Below are 18,003 nucleotides of genomic sequence, written 5' to 3'. Positions count from 1 at the left end.
GATTGTCGGGGGCACTCCCAAGACGTTGTCGCCGCTCGGCGAGTTGGCCACCGCGCCGAGCAGCCCCATGGCCCCCACCGTCGAGGCCCTGGTTCATCGCGCCACGTGCCGGTTTCCTCGTCCCCCGAAGGGTTAAGAGCTGTGGATGGGGATGCCCGGCTTCCAGCCGAGGCTCCTGGACAGTCCCAGTCCGCTCGCGACCAGCGTGGGAACGGCCGCCTGCAGTTTGATCGAGCCCGCGGCCACCACGACGGAGAGGGCCGCGACGACGTTGCCGCGGCCGTCGACGATGCGCGTCGCGACCGACTCGGCCGCTTCGCTCAGCTCTTCCTTGACGACGACCGTTCCGGTCGAGCGACAGGACGCCAGTTCGCGCCGGAGTTCGGCCGGATCCACAATCGTTCTGGGAGTGAAGCGTTGCAGCCTGCCCGCCAGCACCTCATCGATGAAGGCCGCACTGCTGTGGCTCAGCAGCACCTTGCCAACTCCCGAGCAGTGCAGGGGCAACTGGCCGCCGATCTGTGACGTCAGGCCGACGGCGTTGACGGCCGACAACCGCTCGATGATCACGGCCTGGTTGCCCTGGAGGACAGCCAGCTGCACATGCTGGCGAAGAGCGGTGTACAGGTCCTCCACGAACGGCTGCGCGGCACTGCGCAGCGTCTCGGCGCGTGGTGCGAGGGTCCCGAGGCGCCACAGCGGCAGGCCGATCGCGAAGCGGTTGTCTCTGGTGCGTTCCAGCGCGCCTGCCGCCACAAGTTCGAGGGTCAGGCGCCTGGCGGTGGCGTGCGGCATGCCGGTACGTCGGACCAGGTCGGCGAGTGTCAGCTCGGTGTGGCTGGGGTCGAAGGAGAACAGCAGATCCCACAGTCGAGAGCTGACGGTGCGTCCTGGCTCGCGCGCGTGAGGCATGGGCCTTTCCTCCATCAACCGCTGGCGCGGATTCGGTTCCACTGCCGGCCGGAGCAGACGACGAGTTCAGCTCGTCGAAGTCGCGGATGGTGCTCGAACGCCGGGACGCTGCCGCCCTTTCACTCCGGCGGGCTGCCGCTCGAACCGTTTGATCAGGGAGTCGAACAGTCGCGTGTGGGTCTCCTGGCAGACCGGCCTCACCGCCTTCTACCCGAACGGCCCCTGGTCTGGACAGGGGCGCCGAGCCATTGGAGAAGGTCAGTGTAAAGGTGCTTGATGCAATGAGGCTTGCTTGTTGTGAATCAAGAGGTTAATGCTGGGCAGGTGCACCGAACCCTGGCCTTGTTTACCGACGGCTCCTCGGCAGGCGGTGACGGTCCTGAAAGACGGGTGTGCCGCGCTCGACGCACCTATGGGAGCCGAATGAGCCCTGCTGTCCGGCGGCACCACCCATCCCCTGCCTGCCATCCCGCCGGTGGGAACGGCAGTCCGTCCGAGCCTTCGCGGTACGGCTTGGCCATCGATACGCCCGTGACCACCACCCGTACCCCCACCAAGGGAGAGTGGACATGTCCACCGAACGTTCCCCCCAAGCGGTGACTCCCTCCGGCGAGCCCCCCACACCACCACCCACCCGGCGTACCTTCATCGCCACGACGACCGTTGTCGGAGGAGCCGCTGTGGCAGGCGGCCTGATCGCGTCGCCGTCCGCGCTCGCCGCCGAGGGCCCGGCAGGCAGCCGCCTGTCCCTGACGGTCAACGGGGTCCGGCACACGGTCACGGTCGACAACCGCACCTCGCTGCTGGACCTGTTGCGCGAGCATCTCGACCTGAGCGGTTCGAAGAAGGGCTGCAACGCCGGTGCCTGCGGCGCCTGTACGGTCCTGGTCGACGGACGCCGGGTCAATTCCTGCCTGACGCTCGCCGTGCGACTGGAGGGCGCCGAGGTCACCACGATCGAGGGCCTGGCACAGGGCGACCGGCTCCACCCGCTGCAGCAGGCGTTCATCGACCAGGACGCCTTCCAGTGCGGCTTCTGCACGTCGGGGCAGATCGTGTCCGGCGTCGGATGCATCCAGGAGGGTCACACCAGTTCGCCGGAGGAGATCCGGGAGTGGATGAGCGGCAACCTCTGCCGCTGCGGCTGCTACGTGAAGATCGAGCGGGCGGTCGAGCAGGCCGCCGGCCGGAAGTGAGGACCGCGCTCCATGTATCCCTTCACCTACACCAAAGCCGCGGACATGCGTGAGGCCCTCAACGCGGGTCGGCGCGGCGGGCGTTACATCGCCGGCGGCACCACACTCGTCGACCTGATGCGCGAGACCGTCGAACGCCCCGGCTCGCTGGTCGACATCAGCACCCTGCCGCTGCGCGAGGTCACCGTCACCGGGCGCGGGGGCCTGCGCATCGGCGCCCTGGTCAGCATGGCCGAGGCCGCCGCCCACCCCAAGGTGCGTGTCCTGTATCCCGTCATCTCCGAGGCGCTGGAGCTGAGCGCGTCGGCCCAGTTGCGGAACATGGCGACGATCGGCGGCAACATCATGCAGCGCACCCGGTGCACGTACTTCCGGGACGTGACCGCCGCCTGCAACAAGCGCGAGCCCGGCTCCGGATGCGCCGCCCTGCACGGATACAACCGCAGCCACCCGATCCTCGGCACCTCCGACCACTGCGTGGCCACCCATCCCTCCGACGCCGCCGTGGCCTTCGCGGCGCTGGAGGCGACGGTGCACCTGCTGGGCCCGGACGGGGAACGCCGTGTCCCCTTCGCCGACTTCCTGCTCCGGCCGGGCAGCACGCCGAACCGCGAACAGGCCCTGCGCAAAGGCGAGTTGATCACCGCTGTGGAGATCCCGGCCCATGCGCGTCCGCTGAAGTCCGGCTACCTGAAAGTGCGCGACCGTCAGTCCTACGAGTTCGCGCTCACCTCGGCCGCGGTCGCGCTGCACATCCGCGGCGGCGTCATCCGCGAGGCGAAAGTGGCCGCCGGCGGTGTGGGCACCGTGCCGTGGAAACTGCCCGCCGTCGAAAGCCACCTCGTCGGTGAACGCCCCTCCGACCGGCTGTGGGCCGAGGCCGCCGAGCACGCGGCCGACGGGGCCCACCCCCTCGCCCACAACCGCTTCAAGCCCGAACTGCTCAAACGCACCGTCGAGCGCCAGCTGCGCATCGTAGGAGGCATCCAATGAGTCAGCCGCAGGCAGCAGTCGGTGCGGGGCTGCCCCGGGTCGACGCACGGCTGAGGGTGACCGGGGGTGCGAAGTACGCCGCCGACAACAGCCCCGACGGAGTCGTGCACGCGGTCATCGTGGAAAGCAGCATCGGCCGCGGCCGGATCACGGGCGTCGACACCCGCGCCGCCGAAGCCCAGCCCGGCGTCCTGAAGGTGATCAGCCACCTCAACGCGCCCAAGCTGCCGCCCGTCGAAGGGCGGTTCCCGCCGGGCAAGCCGCTGCGCGCCTTCCAGGACGACCGGGTCCAGTTCTTCGGACAGCCGGTCGCGGTCGCGGTGGCGACCACACTGGAGAGCGCGCAGCACGCCGCGAGCCTGGTGAAGGTCTCCTACGCCACCGAGACCTCCTCGACCGATCTGAGCGAAGCCGAGGCCGCCGGCGAAACCCAGACCTATGCACGCGGCGACGCCGACGGGGCCCTGGACTCCGCCGCTGTCCGGCTGGAGGGCACGTACCGGACGGCCCGCAACCACCACAACCCGATGGAACCGGCCGGCATCGTCGCCCGCTGGGACGGCGACCGGCTGACCGTCTGGGAGAAGACCCAGTACGTGCAGGGCACCGTGTTCACCCTGTCCGGCGAGTTCGGCATCCCGCCGACCAACATCCGCGTCATCTCGCCGTTCGTCGGCGGCGCCTTCGGCAACGCCGCCCGCACCTGGGTGCACTCCGTCATCGCGGCCATGGCCGCGCGCGAGGTGAAACGCCCGGTGAAGCTCGTCCTCACCCGCCGGCAGATGTACTTCGCCGTGGGATTCCGGCCCGCGTACGAGTACGAACTGCGCGTGGGCGCCGACCGACAGGGCCGCCTGACCGCGTCGACGCACGACGTCCGCGCCGAGTCCTCCCGCTACGAGACCTACAGCGAAAGCGTTCTCGTCCCCGGCCAGATGCTTTACAGCACGCCCAACGTCCGCCAGGCCTATGACCACGTCCCGCTGGACGTGAGCACGCCGTGGTTCATGCGCGGCCCCGGCTATGCCAGCGGCGCCTACCCCGTCGAGTCGGCCATGGACGAACTCGCCCACGAACTGGGCGTGGACCCGATCGAGCTGCGGTTGCGCAACGAACCGTCCGACGACGAGTCCAGCAATCTGCCGTTCTCCACCCGCCGCCTGCGCGACTGCTACCGCGTGGGGGCTCGCGAGTTCGGCTGGCACCGGCGCAACCCCGAGCCCCGCTCGACGCGGGAGGGCGACTGGCTCATCGGGATGGGCATGGCCGCCGGTGTCTACGACACCGCGCGCAGCCGGGCCCAGGCCTCGGTCCGCCTCGACGCCGACGGCACCGCCCTGGTGCAGTCCTCCACCAGCGACATGGGTCCCGGCACGGCCACGTCCATGAGCCAGGTCGCCGCCGACGCCCTCGGCCTGACCATGCGCCAGGTGACCTTCCGGCTGGGGGACTCCCTCATGCCCCCGGCCCCCGTCCACGCAGGCTCGATGACCATGGCCAGTGTCGGATCCGCCGTTCAGGACGGTTGCGACAAGCTGCGCACGCAGGCGATCACGCTCGCGGTCAAGGACGAGGGATCACCGCTGTACGGGGCCGATGCCGCCGACATCGTCGTACGAGGCGGTCGGCTGTATGTGAAGGACGAGCCCGCTCGCGGGGAGACCTACCAGCGGCTCCTGGCCCGCAACGACCGGACGCACCTCGAAGTGCTCGGCTCGTACGCGGGGGCGCCGGAACCGGAGAAGTTCTCTCTCTACGCCTACTCCGCGATCTTCGCCGAGGTGGCCGTCGACGCCCGCCTCGGCCTGGTACGGGTGCGGCGCATGGTGGGCGTGTACGACGCCGCCCGGATCATCAACCCGAGGCTCGCCGACAGCCAGGCCATCGGTGCCATGACCGGCGGGATCGGTCAGGCCCTCCTCGAGCACACGGTCACCGACCACCGCGACGGCCGGATCGTCAACGCGAACTTCGCCGACTACCTCGTGCCGAGCCACGCCGACATCCACGACCTCAAGGCGATCTTCATCGACGGGGAGGACCGCGAAGCCGACCCCATCGGCGTCAAGGGACTCGGCGAGATCGTCATCGTCGGAGTGGCGCCCGCCATCGCCAACGCGGTGTTCAACGCCACCGGCCGCCGCATCCGCGAACTGCCCATCACCGCCGAAGCCCTGCTCTGAGCACCCGGGTGACCGGTCCGCCACCGGCCACCGGGGCACTTCCGGCGGTACAACGGCGTACTACGCCACACCGCCCGCACCAGCGGCCGCCGCCGCGTCCTCCTCCCCTAGGGCGCGGCGGCGGTTCCCCGAAGCCCGTCACCTCACGGAAAGCCCGCCATGCTGAACATCGCGGACACATTGCGCACGTGGTGCCGCGAGGCCCGCCCCTTCGCCCTCGCCACCGCTGTCGACGTCAGTGGGAGTGCGCCCCTGCCCGTCGGCACCGCCCTCGCCGTCGACACGGACGGCACCGCCGTTGGCAGCATCTCCGCCGGCTGTGTCGAAGCGGCGGTCTACGAACTGTGCCAACACGTCCTCGCACACGGCGGGCCGGCGGCTCGCGCCCGCTTCGGTTACTCCGACGACGATGCTTTCGCCGTGGGACTGACCTGCGGCGGCGAGATCGAGGTCCTGGTACAGCGTGTGGACCCCGCCGCCGAGCCCCAGCTCGGCGCCGCCCTCGACGCCGTGCTGGCGGGGCACCCCACGGCCGTGGCCCAGGTCGTCGACGGCCCCGACGAGTTCGTCGGCAGGACGCTCCACGTTCCCGACGCGGGTCCCCACGACGGCACTCTCGGCGAAGCCAGCCAGGACCGGGCGGTCGTGGCGCATGCCCGCGCGCTCCTGCGGGCGGGCCGCACAGCCCGCATCGAGGTCGGTGGTGACGCCGACACCTGCCCCGAACGGCTGGGCGTGCTCGTCCACACCCACGCATCCCGCCCCCGCATGCTGATCTTCGGTGCCGTCGACTTCGCCTCCGCCCTCAGCCGGGCCGGCCACTTCCTCGGCTTCTCGGTCACCGTCTGCGACGCCCGCCCCGTCTTCACCACCCCCGCCCGATTCCCGTACGCCGACGAAGTCGTCGTCGACTGGCCCCACCGCTACCTGGCCGCCACCGGGACCGACGCCCGCACCGCCGTCTGCGTGCTCACCCACGACGCCAAGTTCGACATTCCTCTCCTGCGTCTGGCACTGACCCTCCCTCTCGGCTACGTCGGCGCCATGGGCTCGCGACGGACACACGAGCACCGCATCGACCTGCTCCGGGAAGCCGGCGTCTCGCAGGACCAGTTGGCCCGTCTGCACTCACCGATCGGCCTGGACATCGGCGCCCGTACTCCCGAGGAGACAGCGGTCTCCATCACGGCGGAGATCATCGCCCACACCAACCGCGGCACGGGCCGGCCTCTGTCGCACGGCACCGGCCCCATCCACCGTCCCGCACAGCCCCTGCCCGGCCTGGCGCCGGCGGTCTGACCCTGGAGGCGGTTGGCTGCACGGTCGGGCAACTTGCCGGTACGCCTCAGCCGGTCATGCGCTGGGGTGGGCGTAGCCGGTCTGGTAGGCGACCACGACCAGTTGGGCGCGGGCGCGGACGTCGAGCTTGGCCATGATGCGGTTCACATGGGTCTTGGCGGTCGAGGGCGAGATGTGGAGCTGTTCGGCGATGGCGTCGTTGGAGAGGCCGCCGGCCACGAGGGCGAGCACTTGGCGCTCGCGTACGGTCAGGCTCGTCAGCTCCGGGGCCGGAGTGCTCGTCATGTCGGGCGTGGTGAGGTAGTGGGCGATGAGTGCCTTGGTCGCCCTGGGTGACAGCAGCGCTTCACCGCGGGCGACCAGCCGGACGGCGTCGAGGAGGTAGGAGAGGTCCACACTTTTTCCCAGGAACCCGCTGGCCCCGGCACGCAGCGCCTGGAAGACGTGCTCGTCGGCCTCGAAGGTCGTCAGGATCAGTACCCGTACGCCCGCGAGGTCCTCGTCCGCCGAGATGGCGCGGGTGGCGGCGAGACCGTCCATGTCGGGCATCCGGATGTCCATCAGCACGACGTCGGCACACGTGCTGCGGGCCAGCCTGACCGCCTCCTCACCCGTCGCAGCCTCTCCGACCACCTCCATGTCCGGCTCCGACTCGATGAGCATGCGGAAGCTGGTGCGGACGAGGGCCTGGTCGTCGGCGAGCAGAACGCGGATGGTCATCCCAGTCTTCCCTCAGCGGCGGTAGCGCGCAGGGCGGTGCCGGACCGATCTGATGCGCGGGTGTCGGTCGGTGGTCCGGCTACGGGCAGCGGTAGACGCACGGCGAGGAGGAAACGACCGTCGGCGTCCGCTGCCGCACGAAGGCTGCCGCCGACCGCGTGGGCGCGCTCGCGCATGCCCGTCAGTCCGTGGCCGGTGCCGGTAGCGGCCGACACCGGGGGCGAGCCGAGGTGCGGCAGGTTGGTGATGTGGATGCACAGTTCGTCGGGCCCGTAGTCGACGAGCAGGTCCGCCTCAGCGGTCGCGCCGTGTTTGTGGGCGTTGGTCAGCCCTTCCTGGATGACGCGGTAGGCGGCCAGGTCGATGGCGGTCGGCAGGGGGCGCGGGTGGCCGGTCTGCCGATGGCGGACGCTCAGCCCGGCCGCGGCCAGCGATTCGAGAAGCGCTCCGAGGCGGGACAGGCCGGGCACGGGGTCGGTCGGCGGGGCCTCGTCCGTCTCGTCGCCGGACTGTCGCAGTACGTGCAGCAGCGGGCCCAGTTCGTCCAGGACCGTGCGGCCGGCGTCACGGATGTGGCCGAGCGCCACCTCGGCCTGATCCGGCCGGCCTCGCAGGAAACGATCGGCCAGCCCGGCCTGAATGGTGATCAGGGCGATGTGGTGGGCGATCACGTCGTGGAGCTCCCGCGCGATGCGCAGCCGCTCCTCGGCGACCCGGCGGCGGGCCTCTTCTTCCTTGGTCGCCTCCGCCCGTAGAGCTCGCTCCTCCATCGCGGCGGCGTAGGCGTGCCAGGTGCGTACGGTGGCCCCGACGGCGGCGAACATCCCGGTCCAGGCGAACACGGCGCCGGCCTCCGGGCCGGTGGCCGAATCCGTCGAGTAGGTGATGACGGCGTACAGGGAGAGGGCTGTGCCCGTGACGGCGATCAGGGCGATCCGCCGGCGGACCGTTCGGGCCACGGTGTAGACCGCGATCAACGCGGCGATCTTCAGCACCCGTGACGGATACGACTCCAGGACGGTGAAGGCCACCTCCCCGAGCACGGTCAGCGCCAGGACGGGCAGCGGTGCCCGGCGGCGGGCGAGCAGAAGCAGGAACGCGGCCGCCGCGGCGACGGCGTCGGCACCCGAGGGGCGTACGCCGTCGGGCCACCGTCCGAACAGCAGGGGCAGCAGGCCGAGACCGCCCACGAGGGTGGCGAGGGCGGCGTCGATCAACCGTGGGTGCGCGCCGGTGACCCGTCGCAGCGACGCAGGTCCGATCACGGCTTCACCGTTCCTTAGTACAGGTCCTCGGTTTCGCACAGATGTGGCCACCCGCCTCAGGCCTGACAGCGTACGAGCGGGTTGGAGGGATGTCCGAGGCGATGGGGCTCACGCGTCGCGCCGCTTGAGCAGGACGGCCGCACCGGCCAGGAGCACAACAATGTAACCGGCGTACACCACGAGCCCGGATCCGGGTGACAGCGAGTCACCGGCCGTTTGCACCGCCATGACCGCGTCCGCCGCGTTCGACGGAAGGTACGGGCCGATGGCGTCGTTCCAACTGCTCGGCAGAAGCTGGATCAGCCCCGGCACCACGAACAGCGCGCCCACCACGAGGGTGATCGCCCCGGCGGTGTTGCGCAGCAGGACGCCGACCGCCAAGCCGATCAGCCCGGCACCGGTCAGATAGACGGCAGCGCCGGCAAGCGCCCGGAACACCCCTGGATCGGACAGCGCGGCGGTGTCCAGACCGCGAGAGGACAGGATCGACTGACCGGCCAGGAAGGCTCCCAGGGCAGCGAGGAACATGAGCACGAAGCTCACCAAGGCGAAGACGGCCACCTTGCCCCACAGCACAGGCAGGCGTGAGGGGACCGCGGCCAACGTGGCACGGATGGACCCGGTGGCGTACTCGCCGGCACTCATCAGCACCCCGAGCACCGCGACGGCCAGCGAGGCGAGCAACACCCCGCCCAGGCTGATCGAGGTGGGGTCACCGAAATCATTCTGATCGGGACCGTCTCCTGAGCCGACCACACTGCTGAACAGCAGCCCGAGGCCGACGACCAGGGTCACGGTGATCGCCAGCGTGTAGAGCGTCGAGCGTAGCGAGCGCAGTTTGATCCATTCCATGTGGACGACCCGCGGAAAGGTCACCCGCTGGTCATTCGCATGCCGCCCGGCGGGCCCGGCCGTCTTCTGCGCGTCCTGAGTGTCGAGGGCAGTGGTGCTCATCGGCTCGTCCTTCCGGCGGTGGCGAACTCTGCGGTGGTGGCGTGGTATTCAACGGAGTCGCGGGTCAGCTCCATGAACGCCTCCTCCAGCGACGCCTCCTGGACGAACAGCTCGTGCAGCACCAGCCCGGCGGCCGCGGCGCGTTCGCCGATCTCTGCGGCCTCCAGCCCTTGGACCTCCAGCACGCCGGGCCGGCTGCTGGTGACCACGACGCCGTCACCCACCAGCAGCTCACGCAGGGGCGCGGCCTGCGGTGACTGCACCCGTACGCTCCGGCTGGACGACTGGGCGACGAAGTCGGCCAGCGGGCCCGCGGACAGCAGCCGGCCCTTCCCGATCACAATGAGGTCCTCGGCGATCAACGCCATCTCGGTCATCAAGTGAGAGGAGACGAAGACGGTCCGCCCCAGATCCGCGAGACCCTTCAAAAGGTTGCGGATCCACAACACCCCTTCGGGATCGAGGCCGTTGACCGGCTCGTCCAGCATGACGATCTGCGGATCGCCGAGCAGTGCCGAGGCGATGCCCAGCCGCTGCCCCATGCCCAGCGAGAACCCGCCCGCCCGCTTGCGGGCCACCTCCGTCAGGCCCACCATGTCGATCACCTCCAGCACCCGCCGCTTGCCGATGCCGTTGCTCGCCGCCAGCGCGAGCAGGTGGTTGTACGCCGAGCGTCCGGGGTGGATCGCCTTCGCCTCCAGCAGCGCCCCGATCTCCTGCAGCGGAGCCCTGTGCTGCTCGTAGGGGCGGCCGTTGACGCGGACCGTTCCGGACGACGGCCGGTCCAGACCCATGACCATCCGCATCGTCGTCGACTTGCCCGCCCCATTGGGCCCGAGAAAGCCCGTCACCACTCCAGGACGCACGGTGAAGCTCAGCGCGTCGACCGCGAGCTTGTCCCCGTACCTCTTACTGAGGCCGTTCACCTCGATCACAATCAACCTCCAGGTTGTTCAGGCCTCAAGGTTCTTGCAGGAGGCAGCCTTTTGCGTCGCCCTCCGGCGGTCACTGCCCGTACCACGCCCGCGGTACGCCACCGCCTCCGGCCGCGACCGTGGGGGGACGCTCGTCGTCGCCCGACGTGATCGAACAAGACTGCCCATCGGCTCGGAGTGAGGGAGGCATGCGGCGTCTTCTGTCGGCTTGATGGTCCAGGGCTGCGTGGTGGCGTCGGTGCTAGCTGGACCGGAGGCCGAGGCGGAGTTGGAAGCGGCGTCCTCACCCGCGCCGAGCTCGACGGTGCCGGCCCGGTGGGACGGGTTGCCGGTGACGGTTCTGGCACCGGGCTCTTGGCGGCTCCGCACGATCCAGCTCTGTCGACCGAACCGGTGCTCGTCCGTGGGGGACGAGGGTCGGCAGGCTTACCCGCTCATGCCTCGCGGACCACGTCGGCCACCTCGTCGAGCAACGTCCTCAGCTGTGCGGTCTTCCGAGGCCCCAGCTTCGCGGCGATCAGCTGTTCGATCCCCATGATCACGGCGTCGGCGTCGCGCAGGGAGTCGAGGCCGGCGTCGGTGAGGTGCAGCTCCTGCACATGGCGGTGGCGCGGGTGCGGTCGGCGTTCCAGGTGACCGCGCTCCTCCAGGCGGGCCACCTGAGAGGCCACGGCTTGCGGGGTGACGTTCAGACGGCGGGCCAGTTCCGCGCCGGTCAGGCCGGGGTCGCTGTGGATGTTCATCAGCAGGGTGTACTGCGCGGCCGCGATACCCAGCGGTCGCAGCCGCTGATCCTTGCGGGCCTGCACCGCCCACTCCGCCCTGCGAAGCGCCCACGTCACTCGCTCCAGTGCGTCGGCACCGATGGGCTGCTCGTCATCGTGTCTCACGCGGCGAGAATACGGCACCCGCTCAGACGTCAACGGCCTGATATGCATAAGTCAGCTGCATATGAGCCGGGCTCGCCTGGTCCGACGGCAGCCACGCGGAGAGGGCCGCGGCGAGGTCAGCGCCGGCGAACCGTCTCGGACACCGGGTCGAGCAACGCCCGCAGCGATGCTCGCGTGGCGGCCTGGGGGGTCACGCGGAGGCGGCGGGCCAGCTCGGCGCCGGTGAGCCCCGGGTCGCGTGCACCGAAGTCAGGAGTGTGTAGTGCGGGGCCGCCAGCCCCAGCGGGCGCAGCTGCTGCTCGTTGAGTCTCTGCACCGCCAGTTCCGCGCGGCGCAACGCCCAGGGTTGTGTCGAGTCACAGAGGAAGGGTACGACGCTTTATTACTATCAAACGTTTGGCATCGACTCGGCGTTTGAGCAATAATCAGCCTCATGACTCGAACCATTGCTTTGATCACTGGCGCCTCCTCCGGTATCGGCGCCGCCTACGCCCGTCTCCTGGCGGGCGACCATGACCTCGTCCTGGTGGCGCGACGTGCCGACCGGCTCGCCGACCTCGCCGAGGAACTCCGTGCCCGTGGAGCAGCCGTCGAGGTGCTGCCCGCCGACCTCGGTACCCACGACGGCATCGCCACTGTCACCGACCGCCTGGCCGCCGGGGACGTGCGCACGCTCATCAGCAACGCCGGTGCCGGCGGCTACGCCCCCCTCACGGAGGTCGCGGCGAACGACATCGAGCCCCTGCTCACCCTCAATGCCGTGGCCCCCGTCCGGCTGGTCCACGCCGCACTTCCCGGAATGCTCGCGGCAGGCGAAGGCGCGATCGTCACCGTCGCTTCGCTTCTCGCCTTCAGCGCGGGCTTCACGGACTCGCGAGCGCCCCGGCGCACCCTGTACGTCGCCGCGAAGGCCGCCACCCTGGGCTTCACCCGCACCCTCGCCGGCGAACTCGCCGACACCCCGCTCCGGGTTCAGGTCGTGTGCCCCGGCGTTGTGGCAACGGAGTGGAACAGTGGCGCCGGCCACAGCATCCCCTGGGCGATGACTCCCGAGGACGTGGCGTCGGCCAGCCTGACCGGGCTGCGCCTGGGCGAGACCGTCTGTGCTCCTGGTCTGGAGGGTCAGGACTCCGCCCTGGACGCCCTGCTCACCGCGGAGGCGGCGTTTGTCGCGGGCGGCAACCAGCCGACACTCGCGGCTCGCTACACGGAACCGCGAGCTTAGAAGCCCTAACAGAAGCTGTTGATCATGTGACTGTCGGTCTGGTTGCTCGTTGGTGTTGTCGTGGGAAAGAGGGAGTCGCGTCCGTGGATCGTCTCGGACGAACTGTGGTCGCTGGTCGAGCCGTTGCTGCCCCAGCCGGGTCCGAAGCTGGTGGAGGGCCGGCCGCGGATCCCGGACCGGCAGGCGTTGTGCGGCATCCTGTTCGTGCTGCACACCGGCATTCAGTGGGAGTACCTGCCCCAGGAGCTGGGCTTCGGCTCCGGCATGACGTGCTGGCGGCGCCTCGCCGCATGGAACGAGGCCGGTGTGTGGGACAAGTTGCACCTGGTGCTGCTGAAGAAGCTGCGGGCCGCGAAGAAACTGGACTGGTCGCGGGCGGTGATCGACTCCTCGCACGTGCGGGCCGCTCGGCGCGGCCCAAAAGCGGGCCCAGCCCGGTCGACCGCGCACGGCCGGGCAGCAAGCACCACGTCCTCACCGACGGCCAGGGCATCCCGCTCGCAGTGTCACTGACCGGCGGAAACCGCAACGACGTCACGCAGTTGCTGCCCCTGCTGGACAAGGTTCCGGCCGTGTCCGGCGTCGTCGGCCGGCCCAGACACCGCCCCGACGCGCTCCTGGCCGACCGCGGCTACGACCACGACAAGTACCGCCGCCTGCTCTGGGCCCGCGGCATCCGCCCGGTCATCGCCGAACGAGGCCAACCACACGGCTCCGGCCTGGGCATCTTCCGCTATGTCGTCGAGAGAACGATCGCCTGGCTGCACGGCTTCCGCCGCCTACGGATCCGCTGGGAACGACGCGACGACATCCACGAAGCCTTCCTCGGTCTCGCCACCTGCCTCATCACCCACCGGCACGTACAGCGCCTTTGTTAGGACCTCTTAGGGCAGTTGGGACTGGCGGGCAGGCCAGTGTTTCCGGTCGGCTGCCCGCCTGCTCGGACCGGCGGTCTGCGACCCAGTCAGGGCAGGAGGATGACTTTGCCGACTTGGCGGTGGCTTTCCAGGTAGGTGTGGGCCTGGGCTGCTTCTGCGAGGGGGTAGGACCGGTCGATGATGGGGTGGATGTGTCCGGCGGCCAGTAGTTGAAGGCACAGTTGCTGGTCGCGCCGGGTGGCGCCGCGTACCCCGGCGATCTTCACTTGCTGGCCGATGAGGGTGAGTGCGTCCAGTTCGAGGCGGGAGCTTTGGCTGGGGGGTGTGCCCAGGACGGTGACGGTGGCGCCGAGGCGTGCGCAGGACAGGGAGAGGTGGAAGAAGTCGTTGCCGCCGACGCAGTCCCAGACGGCGTCGGCGCCCAGTCCGTGTGTCAGCTGTCTGACCTGTGCGGGCAGGTGGGGGTCGGTGGAGTGCAGGATGTGGTCGTAGCCGAGTGTCTTGAGTGCGTCGTCGCGGTCTGCCTTGGTGGTGGTGCCGATGACGGTGGCGCCGCTGAGTTTGGCCAGTTGGGCGCAGGCGGTGGCCATGCCGCCGCTGGCGCCGGTGATGAGCACTGTGTCGCCGGGGCCGACGGGTGCCTGGCGTGCGCAGTTGAGGGGGGTGGTGTAGGTCCACATGGTGGCGGCGGCGGTTGCGTAGTCGATGCCGTCGGGGATGGGCAGGACGGTGTCCTGGTGGCGTACGACGTATTGGGCGTATCCGCCGAAGATCTGGTGTCCGGGGTAGGTGGTGTCGACGCACAGGTTTTCCAGTCCGCGGATGCACAGGGCGCAGTTGCGGCATGGTGGGTGGGGGAGTTGGACGGCTCGGTCGCCGGGGTGCCACTTGGTGACGTTGGTGCCGGTGGCGACGATTTCGCCGGCGGCGTCCCGGCCGAGCTGGAACGGCAGCGGCCACGCGGGCCGTCCCGGCGTACCTCCAGGTACTGGAGTACCTCGGGTTCGCCGTGTTCGAACAGGTGGACCGCCATCATGGTCTGTTGCACTCTCACGTTCCTTCAGATCGTTACGCGGCTCATCGCCCTGGTTGGAGCCGCGTGCGCGCGGACCTAGGCCAGGCGGCTCACCAGCGGTGGATCAGGAAACCGTCCGACGATCCGAGGCGTAGCCCGGTCGCGAGGCCTGGTTCCGGCTGAGAATTCCCTTCTCTCTTGACTTGTAGTCATGAGATTGAGATCGGATACATCTGGCTTCTTCCACTTCTGTTGACTGGAAAGCACTCTAGAACTAGCTTGGCTCTGGTTCAAGAGAGCGGAAATGGGCTGCCTCACAGCAGATGCCTGAACTCGAGAGGGCCGGTCCGCGGAACGAATTGGCCCATCCGCAGGGAGGGAGCCGCCTCGGGGCCAGCGCTCCGAATGCGCCGCCGAGCTCAGGAGTTGGCCAGTCTTGACTTCCTCTCCCGCCTAAAGGTGGGGGATTCCGGCGGTCGCCCGCTGGGGTTCCTGTTTCACCGACGACTGCCCTGTCCGGGAGGACTCCCGTTGAGGTCTTACACCGTCTCCGCAGGCAGATGCCGCCAGCCCGGCGGCCAGGATGTTGCGTGCCGCGTTGATGTCGCGGTCATGCACGACGCCGCAGGCGCACGTCCATTCGCGGACGTTCAGCGGCATCTTCGCCGCGACCGTGCCGCAGTTCCCGCACGTCTTGCTGCTGGGAAAGAAGCGGTCGATCACGACGAGCTCGCGCCCGTACCAGGCGCACTTGTACTCCAGCAGGGAGCGCAGTTGCGTCCAGGCCGCATCACTGATGGCGCGTGCGAGCGTGCCGTTCTTCAGCAGGTTGCGGACGCTCAGGTGTTCGATCACGACCGTTTGGTTCTCGCGGACGAGTCGAGTCGACAGCTTGTGCAGGAAGTCTTGGCGCCGGTCGGCGATCCGCGCATGCACGCGGGCGACTTTGCGGCGGGCCTTCTCCCGGTTCGCCGAGCCCTTCGCCTTGCGCGACAACTCCCGCTGCGCACGGGCCAGCCGTGCCCGATCCCGCCTCTCATGTCTCGGGTTGGCGACCTTTTCCCCGGTGGACAGGGTCACCAGGGAGGTGATCCCGGCGTCCAGGCCGACGGCCGCCGTGGTGACGGGGGCCGGGGCGATGGTGTCCTCGCACAGCAGGGACACGAACCAGCGACCCGCCGCGTCACGGGACACCGTCACCGTCGTGGGCTCGGCACCTTCCGGCAGCGGACGCGACCAGCGGATGTCCAGAGGGCCGGCCATCTTCGCCAGCGTCAGGCGCCCGGCGCGCCAGGTGAAGGCGCTGCGGGTGTACTCGGCCGACGCGCGGGACTTCTTGCGGCTCTTGTAGCGCGGGTACTTCGCACGCTGGGCGAAGAAGTTCCCGAACGCCGTCTGCAAATGGCGCAGCGCCTGCTGCAACGGAACCGAGGACACCTCCGCCAAGAAGGCCAGTTCCTCGGTCTTCTTCCACTGCGTCAACGCGGCGGAGGACTGCACATAGGAGATGCGGCGCTGCTCGCCGTACCAGGCCCGGGTGCGCTCCTCCAAGGCCTTGTTGTAGACGAGGCGGACACAGCCGAACGTGCGCGACAACTCAGCCGCCTGCACGCCGGTGGGGTAGAAGCGGTACTTGAACGCCCGCTTGACCTGCCGCGTCACGTCTCACACTTTATCAACTTCCGTATGGGCAGCGGGTGTCAGCCGGTGGACGGCGCACACCCATCCGCCCTGGCGGCGAACCGGCTTCCCCTGCCCTGCTCCGCAGGAGCTTCGTTTCCTCCCCAGCCTGAAGGCAGGGGTATCGACGAAGGACAGACCCGATGAGCAGTCCAGCAACCACGCCGCCCGACACCCAGGACGACTTCGGCGTTGTGCGCGAGGTGGAGAGCAGGGTCGACCAGACGCCGGCCGCCGCGCCCGGCGACCCCGCCGCACGCGAGCGTCGTCGGCGCCAACTCGTCGCTGGGGCGTACCCACTGGTGTGCTCCGGCGGCGCCAAGGTCACCATCCCTTTGGTCGCCGTCCTTGACGGCCATCCGCACACCCTGGCCTTCCTGGCCACCGTCAACCGCGTGCCCATCTCCTCCCTCGGTGTGACCCGGTTCGGGCAGTCCGGAGGACTCGAGGACGTCTACCGCCATCACGGTCTCGATGCGGACAGCATCGTTCGGGCCGCACTTGACCTGACCGCCTGACAAGCAGCGGAGAACGGGCCGAGCCCGCCGCCCCGGCATCGCCCCCTCACGAGACCGGTCAGTGAGCGGATCGGCGCGCAACAGCGCTGGCAGGCCCCCGGCAATCACCCGCGCAACCACCGAAAGAGAGCGGCCATGTCCGACGACCGTCCCTTCCAAGCCGTGCCCCCGCCCGCCGAGCCTGCCGTCGCGGCCACCCGCCGAAGATTCATCGCCGCGACCGCCGGAGCCGCCGTGGCCGGAGGTCTGGTCGCGGGCTCGCCGGCGATGGCAGCCGAGGCCGTGCCCGGCAACCGTGTCTCTACGACGGCCAGCGGATCGAAGAACCATCGGAACGCCAAGAGGGAGAAGAAGATGCGCATTGTGGCCGTGGAAGAGGCCTTCTCCATTCCCGGAGCCATCCGGCAGGAGGCAGCGATCCGTCAGCACTTGGCGGCGCCGGAGGCGATCAAGCAGGAGTGGTTCCGGCGCCTGGAGGATCTGACCGAGCTGCGGCTGGCGGACATGGACGCCAACGGCGTCGACATGCAGGTCCTCTCGTATGCCTCACCGGGCCTGGAGGTCATCGAGGACCCGGCGGAGGCGGTCGCTGTCGCGCGGCGGGTCAATGACCATCTGGCCAAGGTGGTCGCCGGTCATCCGAAGCGGTTCGCGGGTTTCGCGGTCCTTCCGCTGCAGGACCCGAAGGCCGCGGTCGGGGAACTGCGCCGGGCGGTGAAGGAGCTGGGCCTCAAGGGCGTGCTCTACAACGACCATGTGCGGGGGCACTACCTGGACGAGCCGCAGTTCAGGCCGGTATGGGCCGAGCTGGAGCGCCTCGGCGTGACGCTGTATCTGCACCCCGCCGTCATACCCGCCGACAACTGGCGTGTCTTCGACGGGTATCCCGTGCTGGTGGGGCCGTCGTGGGGCTGGACCGCGACGGTGGGCGCCCATGCGCTCCGGCTGATCTACGGCGGCGTGTTCGACCAGTTCCCGGGCGCCTCGGTGACGTTGGGGCACATGGGGGAGCTGCTGCCGTTCCAGATGGCCCGCCTCGACAGCCGCTACCCCCAGGTGCCGGTGGAGCAGCGGGTGCGGCACCTGCCCTCGTACTACCTGCGCAACAACGTGTACGTCACCACCAGCGGCGTCATGTCGCACGCCGCACTGCTGGGAGCCGTCCACGCCGTCGGAGCCGACCGGGTGCTGTTCTCCATCGACTACCCCTTCGAGTCCAGCGCCGAGGCAGTCGGGTTCCTGCGCTCCGCACCGTACGCACCGGCCGACCTCGCACGCATCGCCCACGGCAACGCCGACCGCCTACTGGGGCTGTGAACGACCGGCAGCCCGCAAAGTCC

At 69.5% G+C, this 18,003-nt stretch carries 17 protein-coding genes and 1 pseudogene; 8 read left to right on the top strand and 10 right to left on the bottom strand.

What is annotated here, in order from left to right:
- Positions 1-132 precede the first annotated feature (132 nt).
- Positions 133-912, bottom strand: a complete 780-nt coding sequence (locus OG381_RS03110; protein WP_327714523.1) for an IclR family transcriptional regulator — start codon at positions 910-912, stop codon at positions 133-135.
- A gap of 569 nt (positions 913-1,481) precedes the next feature.
- Between OG381_RS03110 and OG381_RS03105 the strand changes: the two genes are divergently transcribed.
- The 4 genes from OG381_RS03105 to OG381_RS03090 all read left to right on the top strand — a co-directional run bounded on the left by OG381_RS03105 (position 1,482) and on the right by OG381_RS03090 (position 6,583).
- On the top strand, positions 1,482-2,108 hold the full coding sequence (locus OG381_RS03105) for a (2Fe-2S)-binding protein (protein ID WP_327714522.1): 627 nt from the start codon (positions 1,482-1,484) through the stop codon (positions 2,106-2,108).
- 12 nt (positions 2,109-2,120) lie between these two features.
- Positions 2,121-3,101: an FAD binding domain-containing protein gene (locus tag OG381_RS03100; RefSeq protein WP_327714521.1), complete on the top strand. Its 981-nt coding sequence runs from the start codon at positions 2,121-2,123 to the stop codon at positions 3,099-3,101.
- Entirely contained in the window at positions 3,098-5,284 is a 2,187-nt protein-coding gene (locus OG381_RS03095; protein WP_327714520.1) for a xanthine dehydrogenase family protein molybdopterin-binding subunit, read from the top strand. Before OG381_RS03100 ends, OG381_RS03095 begins: the two co-directional genes overlap by 4 nt.
- A gap of 159 nt (positions 5,285-5,443) precedes the next feature.
- Complete coding sequence (locus OG381_RS03090; protein WP_327714519.1) at positions 5,444-6,583, top strand: XdhC family protein; 1,140 nt, start codon at positions 5,444-5,446, stop codon at positions 6,581-6,583.
- A 54-nt stretch (positions 6,584-6,637) separates the two neighbouring features.
- On the opposite strand, the gene OG381_RS03085 is transcribed toward OG381_RS03090, so the two are convergent.
- From OG381_RS03085 to OG381_RS03060, 6 genes are all read right to left on the bottom strand, one after another.
- Positions 6,638-7,303, bottom strand: coding sequence for a response regulator transcription factor (locus OG381_RS03085; protein WP_327714518.1), 666 nt, complete (start codon positions 7,301-7,303; stop codon positions 6,638-6,640).
- On the bottom strand, positions 7,300-8,568 hold the full coding sequence (locus tag OG381_RS03080) for a sensor histidine kinase (RefSeq protein WP_327714517.1): 1,269 nt from the start codon (positions 8,566-8,568) through the stop codon (positions 7,300-7,302). The genes OG381_RS03085 and OG381_RS03080 overlap by 4 nt, the downstream gene beginning before the upstream one ends.
- Positions 8,569-8,676: 108 nt before the next feature.
- The gene (locus OG381_RS03075; RefSeq protein WP_327714516.1) at positions 8,677-9,522 is read right to left on the bottom strand and encodes an ABC transporter permease; all 846 of its coding nucleotides are present in this window, start codon (positions 9,520-9,522) and stop codon (positions 8,677-8,679) included.
- Positions 9,519-10,457: an ABC transporter ATP-binding protein gene (locus tag OG381_RS03070; protein WP_327714515.1), complete on the bottom strand. Its 939-nt coding sequence runs from the start codon at positions 10,455-10,457 to the stop codon at positions 9,519-9,521. The genes OG381_RS03075 and OG381_RS03070 overlap by 4 nt, the downstream gene beginning before the upstream one ends.
- Positions 10,458-10,891: 434 nt before the next feature.
- The gene (locus OG381_RS03065) at positions 10,892-11,347 is read right to left on the bottom strand and encodes a MarR family winged helix-turn-helix transcriptional regulator (RefSeq protein WP_327714514.1); all 456 of its coding nucleotides are present in this window, start codon (positions 11,345-11,347) and stop codon (positions 10,892-10,894) included.
- Positions 11,348-11,537: 190 nt separating this feature from the next.
- Complete coding sequence (locus OG381_RS03060) at positions 11,538-11,663, bottom strand: hypothetical protein (RefSeq protein WP_327714513.1); 126 nt, start codon at positions 11,661-11,663, stop codon at positions 11,538-11,540.
- 117 nt (positions 11,664-11,780) lie between these two features.
- On the opposite strand from OG381_RS03060, the gene OG381_RS03055 reads away from it, so the two are divergent.
- Positions 11,781-12,572 (top strand): SDR family NAD(P)-dependent oxidoreductase, encoded by a 792-nt coding sequence (locus tag OG381_RS03055; RefSeq protein WP_327714512.1) that lies wholly within the window; start codon positions 11,781-11,783, stop codon positions 12,570-12,572.
- Positions 12,573-12,659: 87 nt separating this feature from the next.
- Positions 12,660-13,450 (top strand): IS5 family transposase gene (locus OG381_RS03050; protein WP_443062023.1). Its coding sequence is split into 2 segments (ribosomal slippage): positions 12,660-12,990 and positions 12,990-13,450, totalling 792 coding nucleotides; the frame shifts between segments, so codons are not numbered across the junction.
- Between the two features lie 86 nt (positions 13,451-13,536).
- Here the strand turns inward: OG381_RS03050 and OG381_RS03045 are convergent.
- The 3 genes and pseudogenes from OG381_RS03045 to OG381_RS03040 form a co-directional block, all read right to left on the bottom strand.
- Entirely contained in the window at positions 13,537-14,130 is a 594-nt protein-coding gene (locus OG381_RS03045) for a quinone oxidoreductase family protein (RefSeq protein ID WP_327714510.1), read from the bottom strand.
- Between the two features lie 42 nt (positions 14,131-14,172).
- Positions 14,173-14,403: pseudogene (locus OG381_RS49595) on the bottom strand (alcohol dehydrogenase catalytic domain-containing protein); the annotation flags it as partial.
- Between the two features lie 515 nt (positions 14,404-14,918).
- The gene (locus tag OG381_RS03040; protein WP_327714509.1) at positions 14,919-16,127 is read right to left on the bottom strand and encodes an RNA-guided endonuclease InsQ/TnpB family protein; all 1,209 of its coding nucleotides are present in this window, start codon (positions 16,125-16,127) and stop codon (positions 14,919-14,921) included.
- A 161-nt stretch (positions 16,128-16,288) separates the two neighbouring features.
- Between OG381_RS03040 and OG381_RS03035 the strand changes: the two genes are divergently transcribed.
- Both OG381_RS03035 and OG381_RS03030 read left to right on the top strand, forming a co-directional pair.
- Positions 16,289-16,663 carry a hypothetical protein gene (locus tag OG381_RS03035; protein ID WP_443061863.1) on the top strand — a complete coding sequence of 125 codons (375 nt, stop codon included), beginning with the start codon at positions 16,289-16,291 and terminating at the stop codon, positions 16,661-16,663.
- A gap of 135 nt (positions 16,664-16,798) precedes the next feature.
- Entirely contained in the window at positions 16,799-17,980 is a 1,182-nt protein-coding gene (locus tag OG381_RS03030; protein ID WP_327714508.1) for an amidohydrolase family protein, read from the top strand.
- Positions 17,981-18,003 lie beyond the last annotated feature (23 nt).

Source organism: Streptomyces sp. NBC_00490, from assembly GCF_036013645.1.
GTDB lineage: Bacteria > Actinomycetota > Actinomycetes > Streptomycetales > Streptomycetaceae > Streptomyces > Streptomyces canus_F.
Note: the sequence above shows the minus strand (reverse complement) of the source record. Positions and strands in the feature narration are given on the sequence as shown.